This window comes from Streptomyces venezuelae ATCC 10712 (genome assembly GCF_008639165.1).
In the GTDB taxonomy this organism is placed as follows: domain Bacteria; phylum Actinomycetota; class Actinomycetes; order Streptomycetales; family Streptomycetaceae; genus Streptomyces; species Streptomyces venezuelae.
The window spans coordinates 2,488,265-2,504,247 of sequence record NZ_CP029197.1; the positions used below are offsets into that span (position 1 = coordinate 2,488,265).

The following is a 15,983-nucleotide window of genomic DNA, read 5'->3' on the forward strand; positions in this document are numbered from 1 at the left end:
ATTTCCCGCTTCGCCTCACCAGGGTGAGGCGGGATCCGTAGAATCGGCAGACGCGCAGGTCGTGCAACTGCGCTGTGGGCTTGGTGAGTTAGTCATGACCGAAGAGGCACTCAAGTTCGAAATGCGCGACGGACCGGGCCGGCGCATCGAAAACCCGCGGTGTCGTCGCACACCCGTGGAGAGAAATCAGCGGAAAGCCGCGCTCCCCACCGCTTTCCCGGAGAAGGCCTTTCCATGCCTTTCGGGTCAGGCCGGGACCGAGCGGTAGACGCCGACCTCGTTGACGTAGGCCACCTGGGGCGGCTGGGTGCAGATCGCGTTCAGGGCCGCCCGGTAGCGCTGGAACGAGGCCAGTCGGTGGTGCGGGGCGGCGACCGGGTCGCCCTCGGTCTCGATGAGGGCGACGAAGCTGGCCGTGCCGTCGAGCTGGAAGGTCTCGTACGTGAGACCGTCCGGGCGGCTCTCCTCCAGGTCCTTGTAGACCGCGTCGAGCAGCTCCACGCTCTGGTCGACGAGCTCGGGCTTGACCGAGTACCAGATCATCACGCGCATGACGTCCTCTTCCTACCGCTAGCTTGCCACGTCCTATTTCACTGGACAGTCTGTATTTCGGCGGACAAGGCGTCAAGTGAATGCGAGCCCGTACCCTCGGGGGAGGTGGACTCCAGCGTTCCCTTTGGGAAGTCATAAGTTCGTCTTATGGGTCCATAGACCGGGGGCGGGTACCACTCCGCGCGAGGCGTTATTTAGGGTGACCTAAGTGTCGGCGGCTCCGCCGCCATGTCGCTTGCGAAGGGAACCCAGTCATGCCCCGCCCCCTCCGGGTCGCGATCGTCGGCGCCGGCCCCGCCGGCATCTACGCCGCCGACGCGCTGCTGAAGTCCGAGGCCGCCGCCGAGCCGGGCGTGTCCATCGACCTCTTCGAGCGGATGCCCGCCCCCTTCGGCCTCATCCGCTACGGCGTCGCCCCCGACCACCCCCGCATCAAGGGCATCATCACCGCCCTCCACCAGGTCCTCGACAAGCCGCAGGTCCGCCTCTTCGGCAACATCGACTACGGCACCGACATCCACCTCGACGACCTGCGCGCCTTCTACGACGCGGTGATCTTCTCGACCGGCGCCATGGCCGACCGCGAACTCCGCATCCCGGGCGTCGACCTGGACGGCTCGTACGGCGCCGCCGACTTCGCGTCCTGGTACGACGGCCACCCGGACGTCCCGCGCACCTGGCCGCTCGACGCGGAGAAGGTCGCCGTCCTCGGCGTCGGCAACGTCGCCCTCGACATCGCCCGCATCCTCGCCAAGACCGGCGACGAGCTGCTGCCGACCGAGATCCCGCCGAACGTCTACGACGGCCTCAAGGCCAACAAGGCCGTCGAGATCCACGTCTTCGGACGCCGTGGCCCGGCCCAGGCCAAGTTCAGCCCCATGGAGCTGCGCGAGCTGGACCACTCCCCCACCATCGAGGTCATCGTCAACCCCGAGGACATCGACTACGACGAGGGCTCGATCGCCGAGCGGCGCAAGAACAAGCAGACCGACATGGTCGCCAAGACCCTGGAGAACTGGGCGATCCGTGACGTCGGCGACCGCCCGCACAAGCTCTTCCTGCACTTCTTCGAGTCGCCCGTCGAGATCCTCGGCGAGGACGGCCAGGTCGTCGGCCTGCGCACCGAGCGCACCGAGCTGGACGGCACGGGGAACGTGAAGGGCACCGGCCAGACCACCGACTGGGACGTCCAGGCCGTCTACCGCGCCGTCGGCTACCTCTCGGACGAGCTGCCCAAGCTCCCCTGGGACACCGCCAGCGGCACCGTCCCGGACGAGGGCGGCCGGGTCATCGAGGAGACCGGCGAGCACATGGCCTCCACGTACTGCACCGGCTGGATCCGGCGCGGCCCGGTCGGCCTGATCGGCCACACCAAGGGCGACGCCAACGAGACCGTGGCGAACCTCCTGGACGACTTCGCCCACGGCCGGCTGCTCACCCCCGACACCCCGGAGGAGGACGCGGTCGTGTCCTTCCTGGAGGGCAAGGGCCTCACGTACACCACGTGGGAGGGCTGGTACGCCCTGGACGCCGCCGAGAAGGCGCTCGGCGAGCCGCAGGGCCGCGAGCGCGTGAAGATCGTCGAGCGCGAGGACATGCTGCGCGCCAGCGGCGCGATCGAGTAGACCCCCTCGGGGCCCCTCCGGGTCCCCACCCCTTCGCAGGCCCCCGCCCCTTCCCGGCCCTACCCTGAAAGGACCGGGAAGGGGCGAGAGCCATGTCCGCACCCACGATCCGCACCCGTCACACGGCAGCCGCCGCCGACGCGGTCGAGCGCGCCAGGGACGCCGCCACCCGCGAGTCCTGGACCGAGGCGTACGAGCTGCTGCACGCCCACGACCGGCACCCCTCGCGCGGTCTCACCGCGGACGACCTCTCCGTCCTCGCGGACGCCGCCTGGTGGTCCGGGCACCTCGACGAGTCCGTCACCGCCCGGCTCCGGGCACACGCCGCCTTCCTCGCGGCCGACGACCACCGGGGCGCCGGCCTGGCCTCCTGGTGGCTCCACTACGAGTACGCCGGCCTCGGCCGCCCCGCCGCGGCGGCCGGCTGGCTCCACCGGGCCCGGCACCACCTGGCGGACCTCCCCGACTGCCCGGAGCAGTGCTTCCTGGCCTGGACGGACGCCGAGGAGGCCGAGGCGCACGGCGACCACGCGGCCGCCCTCGCCGCCGTCCACCGGATGACCGGCCTCGCCCTCGCCTCCGGCAGCCCCGACCTGCTCGCCCTCAGCCGCCAGGCCGAGTCCCGCGTGCTGCTCGCGGCGGGACGCAGGGCCGAGGGCCTCGCCCGCCTCGACGACGCGATGTGCGCGGTGACGGCGGGCGAGCTGAGCGGCATGTTCACCGGCTGGCTGTACTGCCTGGCCCTGACCCAGTGCATGGAGGCCGCCGACTTCGCGCGGGCCGTGGAGTGGACGAACGCGGCGATGGAGTGGTGCGCCCCGCCGTGGACCGGCCACCCGCCGCCGGACGGCCCGGACAGCCCCGACGGCCCCGACGGCCCTGCCGCCGCCCGGGACCCGGGGAACCCCGCCTCCCTGCCCATGACCGTCCCCTCCGGCGAGAACCCCTTCCGGGGCGTCTGCCGGGCGCACCGGGTCGAGGTGCTCGACCTCCTCGGGGCCTGGGCGCTCGCCGAGGCGGAGGCCCGGCAGGCCTGCCGTGAGGTGCCGGTGGACTGTCTGGAGTCGGCCGCCGCCGCGTACTACGCCGCCGGGGACGTCCAGCGCCGGCAGGGCCGCCTGGACGCCGCCGCCGTCTCGTACGGTCACGCCCACGAGCTCGGCAGGATCCCGCAGCCCGGCCTCGCGCTGCTCCGCCTCGCCCAGGGCCGGGCCGACGCGGCGGTCGCCGGCGTCGAGCTGGCCCTCGCCTGCCGCGGCGCACCCGACCACGACGTGCTGGGCCGGGCCCGGCTGCTCGCCGCCCGTACGGAGGTGGCGCTCGCGGTCCGCGACGTGGCCGGGGCCGCCGGGGCGGCGGCGGAGCTCGACGCCCTCGCCGGGGACGGGGCCGGAGCCGTACCGCTGCTGCGGGCGCTCGCCGACACGGCCGTCGGCTCGGTGGCGCTCGCGCGGAAGGGCTCCGACGCGCTGCTGCCGCTGCGGCGGGCGCTCGCCGGCTGGCTGGAGCTGCGCGTGCCGTACGAGGCCGCGCAGGTACGGATGCTGCTCGCGGCCGCCGACCGGGCGGCGGGCGACGAGGAGGGCGCCCGCCTCGAACTGGGAGCCGCCCGGGCGGCCTTCGAACGGCTCGGGGCCGTCCCGGACGCCCGGCGCGCGGCGGCCCTGCTCACCGGCGGGTCCCGGCGGCGGCTGCCGGGCGGGCTCACCGCGCGGGAGGCGGAGGTGCTGCGGCTCGTCGCCGAGGGCGGGACGAACAAGGACATCGCCCGGACCCTGGTGATCAGCGAGCACACCGTCGCCCGACACCTGAACAACATCTTCGCCAAGCTGGGCGTCGGCTCCCGCGCCTCCGCGACCGCCTACGCGTACGCGCACGGCCTGGTCTGAACGGCCCATCCGGCCGACGCCCGGCGCATGGGCGGTTCGGGCGATGCGGGCCGGGGGCGCGCCCGGCTAGACCGGAGGCATGACCACCACGACCTCTTCCCTGGACATGCTCCGCGGTGCCGTGCGCGGCACCGTCGTGACCCGCGGCGACCCGTCGTACGACGCGTCCCGCCGGGTCTACAACGCCCTGCACGACCGCCACCCGGCCGTCGTCGTCCACGCGGTGGACGCCGCCGACGTGATCGCGGCGGTGCTCCACGCCCGGGACGACGGCCTCCCGCTGGCGGTGCGCGGCGGCTCCCACGCGGTCGCCGGCTTCGGCACCGTCGACGACGGCCTGGTCGTCGACCTGTCCCGGATGCGGGGCGTCCGGGTCGATCCCGAGTCCCGTACGGCCCGGGCCGAGGGCGGCGCCACCTGGGGCGACTTCAACCACGCCACCCACGCCTTCGGGCTCGCCACCACCGGCGGGGTGGTCTCCACGACCGGGATCGGCGGGCTCACGCTCGGCGGCGGCATGGGCCACCTGGCCCGCCGCTGCGGTCTGAGCTGCGACAACCTGATCGCGGCCGACGTGGTGACCGCCGAGGGCACGCTGGTCTCCTGCGACGCCGAGCGGAACGCGGACCTGTTCTGGGCGCTGCGGGGCGGCGGCGGCAACTTCGGCGTCGCCGTCTCCCTCGCGTACCGGCTGCATCCGGTCGCGGACGTCTTCGGCGGCCTGACCTGCTATCCGCTGGACGGGGCGGTGGTGCGCGCCTGGCAGGAGACGCTCGCGGACGCCCCCGAGGAGCTGAACTCGATCCTGGTCATCGCGCTCGGCCCGGAGGAACCGTTCCTCCCGGAGCGCTGGCACGGCCGCCCGATCTGCGCCGCGTTCACCTGCTTCAGCGGCCCGGAGGCGCGGGACGACGCGGTGCTCGCCCGGATGGACGCGCTCGGCCCGGTCGTCGGACGGTTCATGGAGCGGATGCCGTACCCCGTGGTGAACACCCTCTTCGACGAGCAGCTGCCCCCGGGGCTTCTCCACTACTGGAAGGGCAACTTCAGCCGCGGGCTCTCGGACGGCGCCATCGCGGCCCACATGGAGTTCGGCGCCACGATGCCGTCCATGGAGTCGGACACGGCGATCTTCCCGATCGACGGCGCCTGCCACCGCGTGGGCCCGGAGGACACCGCGTTCGCCTACCGTGACGCGGACTTCTCGCACTCGTTCGGCGCCACCTGGACCGACCCGGCGGACTCGGCGCACCACATCGCCTGGACCCGCGCCTACGACAGGGCGCTGCGCCCGCACACCCAGGAGGGGGGCTACGTGAACTTCATGGACACCGACGACCAGGACCGCGTACGGGTCAACTACCGCCAGAACTACGATCGGCTGCGCGCGGTCAAGCGCCGCTACGACCCCGACAACGTGTTCCGGCTCAACCAGAACATCGTGCCCTGAGCGGGGCGGGTCCTAGGAGACCGTCCGCGCCGAGGCCAGCAGCCGTACGACCTCGTCCGGGGCGAGCGCGAGCGCGTTCCCCACCGTGCCGAGGACCTCCCGCTCGGCCGGGCTGTAGGCCCCGTCGGCGAGGGCGATCCGGGCGGCCTGGAGCAGGATCGACTCCCGGCCGGAGGGCGCCAGGTGCGGGGTCAGCGGCTCCAGGGCCTCGTGCAGCTCGATCGCGAGGAGCGCGCCCTCGGGGTTCACCTCGGGCATGAAGCGCCCGGTGTCGGCCTCGAGGGCCTCGACGAGGTCGACGAGCTGGACGGCCGTGCACTCGGCGAAGCCGGCGGACCGGACCGCGCTCACGGCCCGGTCCAGGACCTCGCGCGAGCCGGTGCCGCCGGCCGCGAGGACGGCCAGCGCCACGGTGTGCACGGCGTCCCGCAGCATCGCCGAGAACCGGCTGGTCGTCGGGTGGTCGAGCACCTCCGTGCCGAAGTGCGTGTGACAGGCCGCGCACTCGACGACGGGGCCCGTACAGCCCCGGGGCAGGACCGGGACCCCGAGGACGGCGAACCTGCGGCGGCCGGTGCGCCGCCGGTAGTTGCGGTCGCCTCCGCACTCCTCGCAGAAGAACTCGCCGTCTCCGACGGTGTTCCAGGAGGTGCGGATTCCGCAGACGCCCACTTTCCCACCACGTGAATTCCGGGCAGACCGCACACGCACCTCCTCAACGGCCCGGCTGCACTGCCGGCGTTGGCGTGATGTTAGCCACATCCTTGATGTGGCGTCAGCACCCCGTCAGGACTTCGCCGTGGAGTTGGCCGAGACGCGTCACCGTTCAGGAAGCGCGGCGGCGGCGCTTTGCGAAGGCCAGGAAGCCTCCGCCGACGACGACGGCGGCCGCGGCGGCGCCGATCGCGCCGGGGCCGATGGCCGAACCGGTCGTCGCGAGATCACCCTCCGGGGTGGCGGACGGAGCCGGGGTGGGCGTTCCGGCCGGGGCGGTGGTGGCCTCACCCGGAGTGGCGGGAGTGGAGGGAGAGGCGGAACCCGTCGGGGTGCCGGGCCTCGCGCCGCCCTCGGAGGGGGTGGCGGAGGGGGTGACCGACGGGGTGGGCGGCGGCGTGGGGACGGACGTCTCGGTGGGCGTCGGGGGCTTCGGGGTGACGACCGGGTTCGGCTTCGTCTCCTTGGGGAGGCAGCCGGTGAAGTTCATCTGGTGGGTCTCGGCGCCCGGGACGGTGCGGAGCGACTCGGCGATCACGGAGCCGTTGACGTGGCCGGGGCCGACGTTCTTGCCGCCCATCTCGACGGTGGCGTTCGGGGCGAGGATCGTGCCGGGCCAGGAGGTGTAGTTCTTCTTCACGCTCTCGGCCTGCGGGAAGTTCCACAGCAGCTTGGAGCGGATCTGGCGGAAGTCCTCGGAGGCGAGGGCGTAGTCGTCGATGACGGGGGCCGCGCCGTCCGCGCCCTGGTAGTACACGCCGTAGGTGGCGTGGGCGTTCATGTCGTACGAGTCGCCGAGGACGTTCACGAGGGTGGTGGAGCCGGCCGGGACCTTGAAGGTGATCGCGCGGGCCTTCTCCAGGTCGGCGGCGTTCACGGCGAAGACGTTGAGCTCCTTGTCCGTGCCCGTGAGGAACAGGCCCTGGGAGTCGGCGGCGACCGTCCCGTTGGGCGTCGTGCCCGCCCAGCCGGTGGAGAGGGCGCGCAGCTCGGTGAACTCCTTGCCGAAGTCGACCGGGGAGGCGCCCTCCTTGACCTTGCCGCCGTCGACGCCGAAGCCCTGGCCGGGGGTGGAGCGGTCGACGACCTTGGCCGCTATGCCGGTGCCGTGGTCGAGGACGACCTGGTTCGCGTACAGCGTGCCGCCGACGACCAGGCTGTGGCCGCCCGGCAGCTTCGCCAGGTCGGCGCCGGTGAGCTTGTGGCCGATGGAGAAGCCGGAGGGCTGCCCCGGGTCGCCGAAGGTGGCGTCGCCGCCGACCGCGACCGCGCCCTCGGAGTCCGAGTGGCGGGTGGAGTCCTTCTCGACGAACTCGGCGTACAGACCGGCCGTGCCGAGCGGCCCGGTCGCGCACTCGGTGGTGGCGGACTCGGCGGCGGAGGCGGCGGGGACCCAGCCGAGGGTGGCACCGGTCACCGCGAGAACGGCGGCCACGGCAGCGGTCGTGCGCATGCGAAACTCCAGGTCAGGGAGGTACGAAGGGGGCGCGTGGGGGGTGGTGCCCGAGGGGACGCGCCGACCATCCGCCATTCCCCGATGTGCCGTCAACTCACCTGATATGACGCCGATTCCGACATGGCGGCATGATCTTCCTTAAGCGAACCTGAAACCGTGACGCAGCTCACACGCGAAACCGCCCCGCCCCCTCGGAAGGGGGCGGGGCGGTCCGGGGTGCGAGGGGTCAGCGGGCGGCGCGGTTGACCGCCGAGATGACCGCCTTCAGGGAGGCGCGGGTCGTGTTGGCGTCGATGCCGATGCCCCACAGGACCTTGCCGTCGATGGCGCACTCGATGTACGAGGCGGCCTGCGCGGAGGCGCCCTCGCTCATCGTGTGCTCCTGGTAGTCCAGCAGGCGGGCGTCCACGCCGATCGCCTGCAGGGCGGCGAAGAACGCGGAGATCGGACCGTTGCCGGAGCCGGACAGGACGGTGTCGACGCCGTCCACGACCGCCTCGACGGTCAGCGTGTCCGTGCCGTCGGTATCGGAGGTGGTCTGGCCGGAACGCAGCTGGATGCGGCCCCAGCGCGCACCGGCGTTGTCCGGGTTGGGCAGGTACTCGTCCTGGAAGACGGCCCAGATCGCGGCCGGCGTGACCTCGCCGCCCTCGGAGTCGGTCTTCTGCTGGATGATCTTCGAGAACTCGATCTGCATCCGGCGGGGCAGGTCCAGCTTGTGGTCGTTCTTCAGGACGTACGCGATGCCGCCCTTGCCGGACTGCGAGTTGACCCGGATGACGGCCTCGTAGGAGCGGCCGACGTCCTTCGGGTCGATCGGCAGGTAGGGCACCGCCCACTCGATGTCATCGACGGTCTTGCCCTGGGCGGCCGCGTCGGCCTCCATGGCGTCGAAGCCCTTCTTGATGGCGTCCTGGTGGGAGCCGGAGAAGGCGGTGTAGACCAGGTCGCCCGCGTAGGGGTGGCGCGGGTGGACCTCCATCTGGTTGCAGTACTCGGAGGTGCGGCGGATCTCGTCGATCTGCGAGAAGTCGATCTCCGGGTCGACGCCCTGGCTGAACAGGTTCATGCCCAGGGTCACCAGGTCGACGTTGCCGGTGCGCTCGCCCTGGCCGAACAGGCAGCCCTCGATGCGGTCGGCACCGGCCATGATCGCCAGCTCGGCCGCCGCGACGGCCGTGCCGCGGTCGTTGTGCGGGTGGACCGACAGGCAGACGTGCTCGCGGCGGGTCAGGTTCCGGGACATCCACTCGAACCGGTCCGCGTGCGTGGACGGCGTCGAACGCTCCACGGTGGCGGGCAGGTTGAGGATGATCTCGCGGCCCGGGCCCGGCTGCCAGACGTCACAGACCGCCTCGCAGACCTCCAGGGCGAAGTCCAGCTCGGTGTCGGTGAAGATCTCGGGGCTGTACTGGTAGCCGAAGACCGTCTCGTCGCCCAGGATCTTCTCGGCGTACTCCATGACCAGGCGGGTGCCGTCGACGGCGATCTGCTTGATCTGCTCCTTGGAGCCGCGGAAGACGACCCGGCGGAAGGTCGGCGCGGTCGCGTTGTACAGGTGGACGGTGGCGCGCTTCGCGCCGACCAGGGACTCCACGGTCCGCTCGATCAGGTCCTCACGGGCCTGCGTCAGGACGGAGATGGTGACGTCGTCCGGGATCGCGCCCTCTTCGATGATGGAGCGCACGAAGTTGAAGTCGGTCTCGCCGGAGGACGGGAAGCCGACCTCGATCTCCTTGTAGCCCATGCGGACCAGCAGGTCGAACATCTCGCGCTTGCGGGCCGGCGACATCGGGTCGATCAGCGCCTGGTTGCCGTCCCGCAGGTCCGTGGACAGCCAGCGCGGGGCCCGGGTGATGCGCTGCTCGGGCCAGGTGCGGTCGGGAATCCGTACCTGCTCGTACCGGCCGTACTTGTGGATCGGCATCCCGGACGGCTTCTGCAGCCGCGTCGCGTTGGTGATCGGCGTGGGGCGGCTGACGAACGGAGACTGGGTCATGGCGTTGGGCTCCTCGGGTCCTGCAGGGGAGACGGCCGACTGTCGAACGCAACACCAGGTCCCGCGGGGAGGGGGTCGGCCTACGACTACAGGCCCTCGCCGCGGCAGCTAAGGAGAAGCAGCCCGAAACGCATGATGTGCCGCAGCCTAGCCCAGGGTCGGTGGAGCCGGACGTACCGTTTCAGTATGCGGGACGGCGTGGACGTCAAGGCCGAACAGTGACGCATCACTCCATTTCGGCAATCCTCGTCTCAGCCCGTGACAGTGGGCTCACGCAGTGCCACATTGCGGTCATGACTCCCCTGAGGCCCGCCGTGCCCGTCTTCTGCTCGATCGTCCCCCCGCACCTCCTGGAGCACCTGGCGCGCTCCTCGAACCCGGCCGTCGCCGCCGCCGCCCGTCGCACCCTGGTCGCCGACGCCTCGGCCCGCACCGTCCGCGTCCTGCCGCTGCCCGGCAGCGCGCCCACGCCCGCCGCCGAGGGCGGCCGGCCGCACCGCACGATCCACGACTGCGGGCGCGGCACCGACCTGCCCGGGGCGAAGGTCCGCGGCGAGGGCGAGGAAGCGACCGGGGACGCCACCGTCAACCGGGCGTACGCGGGCCTCGGCGCCACCTTCGACCTCTTCCTGAACGCCTACGGCCACGACTCGATCGACGGCTCCGGGCTCCCCCTGACCGCCTCCGTCCACTACGACGAGAACTACGGCAACGCCTTCTGGAACGGCGAGCAGATGGTGTTCGGCGACGGCGACGACGAGATCTTCCTCGACTTCACCCTCCCGGTGGACGTCATCGGCCACGAGCTGGCCCACGGCTTCACCCAGTACTCGGCGAACCTGGAGTACTTCAGCCAGTCCGGCGCGCTCAACGAGTCCGTCTCCGACGTCTTCGGCTCGCTCGTGAAGCAGTACGCCCTCGGCCAGAGCGCCGACCGGGCCGACTGGCTCATCGGCGAGGGCCTCTTCCACCCGAACGTGCAGGGGACGGCGCTGCGCTCCATGAAGGCCCCGGGCACGGCGTACGACGACGACGTCCTCGGCAAGGACCCGCAGCCCGCCCACATGGACGACTACGTCCGCACCGGCCGCGACAACGGCGGCGTGCACATCAACTCCGGCATCCCCAACCACGCCTTCTACCTGGCCGCGACCGAGCTCGGCGGGAACGCCTGGGAGCGGGCCGGGCAGATCTGGTACGACGTGATGACCGGCGGGACGCTGACCCCCGAGGCCCGGTTCTCCGAGTTCGCGGCGGCCACGGTCGCGGCCGCGCGGGCGCGCTACGGCGACGCGGAGGAGATCCAGGCCGTCGTGAAGGCCTGGTCGGCGGTGGGCGTACCGACCGACTGATCCGGCTGGTACACAGGTCCCATGCGGATTCGAGTGCGGCGCACGGGCGGTTTCGCGGGCATCGAGCGGTCGGCGGAGGTGGACACCTCCGGCCGGCCGGACGCGGCCGAGTGGCACGGCCTGGCGGCCGCGGTGCTCGCCGACGGCACGGCCGACGGCGCCCGGGGCGTGCCGGACGGCTTCTCGTACGAGATCACCGTCGACGACCACACGGTCCACTGCGCCGACCCCCGCCTCACGGAAGCCCAGAGGACCCTCATCACGAGGGTCCTCAAGGAAGGCGCGTAGGACGACCGGGCGGTGCGGCTCAGAAGCCCAGCTTCCGCAGCTGCTTCGGGTCGCGCTGCCAGTCCTTCGCGACCTTGACGTGGAGGTCGAGGAAGACCGGGGTGCCGAGGAGCGCCTCGATGTGCTTGCGGGACTTCATGCCGACCTCCTTGAGGCGGCTGCCCTTGGGGCCGATGATGATGCCCTTCTGGCTGGGGCGCTCGATGTACACGTTGGCGTGGATGTCGAGCAGCGGCCGGTCCGCCGGGCGGTTCTCGCGCGGGATCATCTCCTCGACGACCACGGCGATCGAGTGCGGCAGCTCGTCCCGCACGCCTTCGAGCGCGGCCTCGCGGATCAGCTCCGCGACCATGACCTGCTCCGGCTCGTCCGTGAGGTCGCCCTCCGGGTAGAGCGGCGGGGACTCCGGGAGCATCGGGACCAGCAGGTCGGCGACGAGCTGGACCTGCTTGTCGCCGACGGCGGAGACCGGCACGATCTGCGCCCACTCGATGCCCAGCTCCTTGCCGAGCTGGTCGACGGCGATGAGCTGCTCGGCGAGGGTCTTGGAGTCGACCAGGTCGGTCTTGGTGATGATCGCGACCTTGGGGGTCTTCTTGATCCCGGCGAGTTCCTTGGCGATGAACTTGTCGCCGGGGCCGAGCTTCTGGTCGGCGGGCAGGCAGAAGCCGATCACGTCGACCTCGGCCCAGGTGGTGCGCACGACGTCGTTGAGCCGCTCGCCGAGGAGGGTGCGCGGCTTGTGGAGACCGGGGGTGTCCACCAGGATCAGCTGCGCCTCCGGGCGGTGCACGATGCCCCGGACGGTGTGCCGGGTGGTCTGCGGCCGGTTCGAGGTGATGGCCACCTTCTGGCCGACCAGAGCGTTCGTGAGGGTGGACTTGCCCGCGTTGGGGCGGCCGACGAAGCAGGCGAAGCCGGCCCGGTGGACGGCTTCGGTTTCTTGGTTGCGAGCGCTCATGGGGGCCATTGTCCCCGATGAGCGCCCGCCTCACGTACTCACGTGCGCACTCGGCTCCCTGCGGGCCTCCGTGGAGGTCTCCGTACCGGCCTCCGCACGGGCCGCCCGGTGGCGCCGGATCCGCAGGCCGAGGAAGCCGGCCACGGCTCCGACGAGCACGGTCGCGGCGGCGAGCCACGGGAAGGCGAGGAAGGAGGCCGTGCCGCTCTCCTTCACGTCCTTCGCGGTGGCGGTGAGGGTGACGTCGGCCCGGTCGAACTGCGGGGAGCCGGTCCACCGCTCGGTGAGCCGGATCTTCTGCCGGGGCAGCAGCTCCGCCGGCACCTTCGTGAGGTCGCGGTCGAGGAGGGTGCGGCCGAAGAGCCCCCGCGCCCTGAGGACGACCTGGGGGTTGAGGGTGACGTTGCCGCGGTTGTGCAGGGTGTACGAGATGACGGCGGTGCTCGTCCGGGTGCCGGGGACCAGCGGCCGGTCCTGGTCGACGGTGACGTCCTCGACGCCGAGGGCGGGCACGGTCGGCCCGTTGACCCGCAGGTAGAGGCGGGCGGCGACGGCCCGCTGGACGCCGACGGCGACGCCGCCCCGCCCGCCGGGGGTGATCCGCTCGTCGAGCGCGACGAGGGCCCCGGGGTGGTCGCCGGGGTCGGCGTCGGCGGGGACGCTCAGCGTGTACGGGACGGTGACGGCGGAGCGGGCCGGGACGGTGATCCGGGTCCGCTCGGGCGTGATCCAGGCCCCGGCGCCGGTCTGCTTCTCCTGCTGGGTGCGGACGGCGAAGCCGCCGTCCCGGTCGGTGTTGTAGGCGTCGGCGCCGTAGAGCCGGAAGGTCAGCGGGGCGGCCGTCTTGTTGGCGACGGTGACCCGGTCGGTGACCGTGCTGCCGGGGTCGGCGGTGAGGAAGAAGTAGGGGCGGCTGCCCAGCTGGGCGGCGGCCGGGTAGACCGCCCATTCGCCGTTCTCGGCGGCCTGGGCGGGCGGGGTGGCGCCGAGGAGCAGGAGCAGGGCGCTCAGGAGGAGTACACAGGGCGTGCGCACGAGTCGGAAACCCCCGGGGTGCGGAGCGGGCCGGCCGGGTGCGCGTCCGGCCCGCACGGTGGTCAGGACAGGGTGAGCGTCAGCACGCCCGCGTACGAGCCGGGCGCCGTGAACGCCGGGACGTCGAGGGAGAGCCCGGCGTCCACGGTGAATTCGCCGCCGGTGAGGGCGCCGTTCGGGGTGGAGGCGAGGGTCGCGCCGCCGCTGCCGACCGGACCGGACGAACCGGCCGCGCAGGTGCTGGGGCTGCCGGCCTTCGCGGTGCAGGCCGGGCTCCAGCTGAGGTTCCCGGCGCCGATGGAGCCGCCGGGGCCGGCGAAGTCGGTGACCTTGCCGGTCAGGGACCAGCCGGCGGGGCCGCCGCGGAAGTCCTTGACCGTCACCGTCTTCAGGGCGCCGGTGGCCGCGCCGCCCTGACCGAAGTCGACGGACGACAGCTCGACGGCGTCCCCGGCCTGGGTCATGGACAGCTCGCCCGCGGTGACCGCCGCGGTGATGGTCTGGCTGTTCGGCGGGGCCGGGACGACGACCTTGTACGCGACCGGGCCCGCGCCCTTCTCCGGGTCCCAGGCCGCGCCCTCGTACGCCACGATGCCGGTGGTCGCCACGTCGTTCACCTTCAGGCGGGCGGCGAAGGCGCCGTCGCTGTCGGTGGTGACGGTCATCTTGTCGGCGGTCTCCGCCGCGCCGGCGCGGCCGACGACGGTGACCTCGGTGAGCGGGGTGAATTTGGAGCCGTTGACGGTGACCCGGACGCCGGGGTCACCGGACGCCGTGTCGAGTGCGAGGGCGCGGGTGTTGGGGCTGGTCACGGGGCTCGCGACGACCGTCTCGGAGACCGGGGCGGGCGGGTTGAGCACCGTGCAGGGGGTGTCCAGCTCCATGATGTAGCTGGTGTGGATGTTGTAGTCGCCGGGCGAGAGGGTGATCGACCCGGGCGCGGTGACGGTGAAGGTGCCGGTCATCGAGAAGGCCGGGAAGGAGCCCTTCGCGGGGACCGGCGGGTTCTTCTTGGGGCCGTTGACCGTGACCGCGCCGGTCTGGGCGCCGCCGAGGACGACCTTGCCGCTGGGGGTCATGATGTCGGCGGGGAGCGCGAGGTCGACCGGGTTGGACGCGGCGGGCTTGGTGATCGTGTAGGTCACCGTGACCGTCTCGCCGACCTTGGGGCTGGTCTTGTCGACCGTGACCTCGGCGGTGGTGGTGCCCGTGATGGGCGGGATGCCGGCGATCGGCGGCGGGACGCAGCGGGTCTGGAATTCCACCTGCTGCGAGGCGGTGGTCGCACCGGCCGGGGCCGCGAGCGCGCCGCCGGCGACGGCGAGGGCGGTGGCGCCGAGGACGGCGGTCCAGCGCCGTCTTCGGGCCGCCGCCCGGGATCGGGTGAGTGCCATGCGGGTGCCCCCTCCTGAGGGTTGAGTGGGCGCCATTGACGGCTGCGGGGTTCGATAAGTCAATGCAAGCGAAAGACATCGACTGATGACCCATCAGGTACTGTCAAGATCGCCCGATGCCATCGTTTTCCCAGGTCAGCGGCCCGGAGCACGACGGAGACCGGTGCCGCCCAGGGCGACACCGGTCCGGAGGGAACGGGGCTCAGCTGAAGACGAACGGGCCCGGCGACTGCGAGGTCACCGCGTCGCAGTTCACCGTGACCCCGAAGATCACCATCTTGAGGGCGACACCCGCGAAGTACGAGTTGAGGCTGTCGCCGGATGCCACGGTCCCGCTCAGCGGGCCGATGACCACGGACTGCCCGGCGCTGAGCGCCGGGTTCTTCTTGCCGGTGAAGACCCGCGTCCCGCCGCCGGCCTTGGCCATCGTCAGCGTGGCGTTGATCTGGTCGGCGCCGACTCCGATCGGCGTCGTCACCGCCGAGGTGACCTTGATGGTCGCGGCCGTGCCGCTCTGCGTCGCGACGAGGGTGGCGCTGCCGCCGCCCCACGTCCCGCAGTCGTACGTCGCCGTGGCCGACCCGGGCGAGACGGCGGCGGCCGTCGGCGCGAAGGCGAGCGAGGCGGCGGCGAGCCCTCCGGCGAGAACCGCGACGGTCCCTAAGGTGCTTCTGCTTCTCATGGCGAGTTCGAACCCCTTCCGATGGCGAACGCAGGGGTGCGGACACTGCGTGAATGGTGGAGATCTGACGGTCCGTCGGGCGAACCGCTGTTCATTGAGACGCAGACGGCATGGGAAGGCAAGAGAAGATGCGGTGATCCTTCACAAAGACACAAGGGCGTCTACGTGCGAGGGCCCGGCGGTGTACGCCGGGCCCTCGATGTCCAGTTCTCGACGCTCGGCTCAGCCCGCCGTGACCGCCGTGCGCAGCTTCCCGTCGGGGCCGGCCAGCAGCACCGGGGTGTCCGGCCCGCCGAGGTCCCGTACCGCCGCGCGGTCCTCGTCCGAGGCGGCCTCGGCGTTCGACACGACGGCCGCGGCCTCCAGGGACTGTGCGCCGCTCGCCACCGCCATCGCGACCGCGGTCCGCAGGGCGCTCAGCTTGAGCGACTCCAGCTCCACGGTCCCGGCCACATAGGTGCGGCCCGTCTCGTCGCGTACGGCCGCGCCCTCGGGCACGCCGTTACGGGCGCGGGCGCTCCGCGCCAGGGTGATGATCTTGAGGTCCTCGGCGCCGAGGTCGCCGTGCTCGCTGCTGAGTGTCATG

14 protein-coding genes are annotated in these 15,983 nt (G+C 72.2%); 5 read left to right on the forward strand and 9 right to left on the reverse strand.

The window, feature by feature from the left end; translation table 11 throughout:
• Nucleotides 1-246: 246 nt before the first annotated feature.
• Nucleotides 247-552: a hypothetical protein gene (locus DEJ43_RS11415; protein ID WP_015033507.1), complete on the reverse strand. Its 306-nt coding sequence runs from the start codon at nucleotides 550-552 to the stop codon at nucleotides 247-249.
• Nucleotides 553-806: 254 nt separating this feature from the next.
• Between DEJ43_RS11415 and DEJ43_RS11420 the strand changes: the two genes are divergently transcribed.
• From DEJ43_RS11420 to DEJ43_RS11430, 3 genes are all read left to right on the forward strand, one after another.
• Nucleotides 807-2,177, forward strand: a complete 1,371-nt coding sequence (locus DEJ43_RS11420) for an FAD-dependent oxidoreductase (RefSeq protein WP_015033508.1) — start codon at nucleotides 807-809, stop codon at nucleotides 2,175-2,177.
• A gap of 92 nt (nucleotides 2,178-2,269) precedes the next feature.
• Nucleotides 2,270-4,066, forward strand: coding sequence for a LuxR family transcriptional regulator (locus tag DEJ43_RS11425; RefSeq protein WP_015033509.1), 1,797 nt, complete (start codon nucleotides 2,270-2,272; stop codon nucleotides 4,064-4,066).
• Between the two features lie 79 nt (nucleotides 4,067-4,145).
• The gene (locus DEJ43_RS11430) at nucleotides 4,146-5,516 is read left to right on the forward strand and encodes an FAD-binding oxidoreductase (protein ID WP_015033510.1); all 1,371 of its coding nucleotides are present in this window, start codon (nucleotides 4,146-4,148) and stop codon (nucleotides 5,514-5,516) included.
• Between the two features lie 12 nt (nucleotides 5,517-5,528).
• On the opposite strand, the gene DEJ43_RS11435 is transcribed toward DEJ43_RS11430, so the two are convergent.
• The 3 genes from DEJ43_RS11435 to leuA all read right to left on the reverse strand — a co-directional run bounded on the left by DEJ43_RS11435 (nucleotide 5,529) and on the right by leuA (nucleotide 9,685).
• The gene (locus DEJ43_RS11435; RefSeq protein ID WP_015033511.1) at nucleotides 5,529-6,221 is read right to left on the reverse strand and encodes a TerB family tellurite resistance protein; all 693 of its coding nucleotides are present in this window, start codon (nucleotides 6,219-6,221) and stop codon (nucleotides 5,529-5,531) included.
• 121 nt (nucleotides 6,222-6,342) lie between these two features.
• Nucleotides 6,343-7,683, reverse strand: a complete 1,341-nt coding sequence (locus DEJ43_RS11440; RefSeq protein WP_041662369.1) for a choice-of-anchor A family protein — start codon at nucleotides 7,681-7,683, stop codon at nucleotides 6,343-6,345.
• Nucleotides 7,684-7,912: 229 nt separating this feature from the next.
• A complete protein-coding gene (gene leuA / locus DEJ43_RS11445; RefSeq protein ID WP_015033513.1) occupies nucleotides 7,913-9,685 on the reverse strand; it encodes a 2-isopropylmalate synthase in 1,773 nt (590 codons plus the stop codon).
• A gap of 293 nt (nucleotides 9,686-9,978) precedes the next feature.
• On the opposite strand from leuA, the gene DEJ43_RS11450 reads away from it, so the two are divergent.
• Entirely contained in the window at nucleotides 9,979-11,037 is a 1,059-nt protein-coding gene (locus DEJ43_RS11450) for a M4 family metallopeptidase (protein ID WP_015033515.1), read from the forward strand.
• 21 nt (nucleotides 11,038-11,058) lie between these two features.
• A complete protein-coding gene (locus DEJ43_RS11455) occupies nucleotides 11,059-11,325 on the forward strand; it encodes a protealysin inhibitor emfourin (protein ID WP_015033516.1) in 267 nt (88 codons plus the stop codon).
• A gap of 19 nt (nucleotides 11,326-11,344) precedes the next feature.
• Here the strand turns inward: DEJ43_RS11455 and era are convergent, their stop codons facing one another.
• The 5 genes from era to DEJ43_RS11480 all read right to left on the reverse strand — a co-directional run bounded on the left by era (nucleotide 11,345) and on the right by DEJ43_RS11480 (nucleotide 15,982).
• A complete protein-coding gene (gene era, locus DEJ43_RS11460) occupies nucleotides 11,345-12,295 on the reverse strand; it encodes a GTPase Era (protein WP_015033517.1) in 951 nt (316 codons plus the stop codon).
• 21 nt (nucleotides 12,296-12,316) lie between these two features.
• On the reverse strand, nucleotides 12,317-13,321 hold the full coding sequence (locus DEJ43_RS11465; protein ID WP_051025863.1) for a WxL protein peptidoglycan domain-containing protein: 1,005 nt from the start codon (nucleotides 13,319-13,321) through the stop codon (nucleotides 12,317-12,319).
• 62 nt (nucleotides 13,322-13,383) lie between these two features.
• Entirely contained in the window at nucleotides 13,384-14,715 is a 1,332-nt protein-coding gene (locus DEJ43_RS11470) for a hypothetical protein (protein WP_015033519.1), read from the reverse strand.
• Nucleotides 14,716-14,917: 202 nt separating this feature from the next.
• Nucleotides 14,918-15,397, reverse strand: a complete 480-nt coding sequence (locus tag DEJ43_RS11475) for a hypothetical protein (RefSeq protein ID WP_015033520.1) — start codon at nucleotides 15,395-15,397, stop codon at nucleotides 14,918-14,920.
• 222 nt (nucleotides 15,398-15,619) lie between these two features.
• Nucleotides 15,620-15,982: a cytidine/deoxycytidylate deaminase family protein gene (locus DEJ43_RS11480; RefSeq protein ID WP_015033521.1), complete on the reverse strand. Its 363-nt coding sequence runs from the start codon at nucleotides 15,980-15,982 to the stop codon at nucleotides 15,620-15,622.
• Between the last annotated feature and the right edge of the window lies 1 nt (nucleotide 15,983).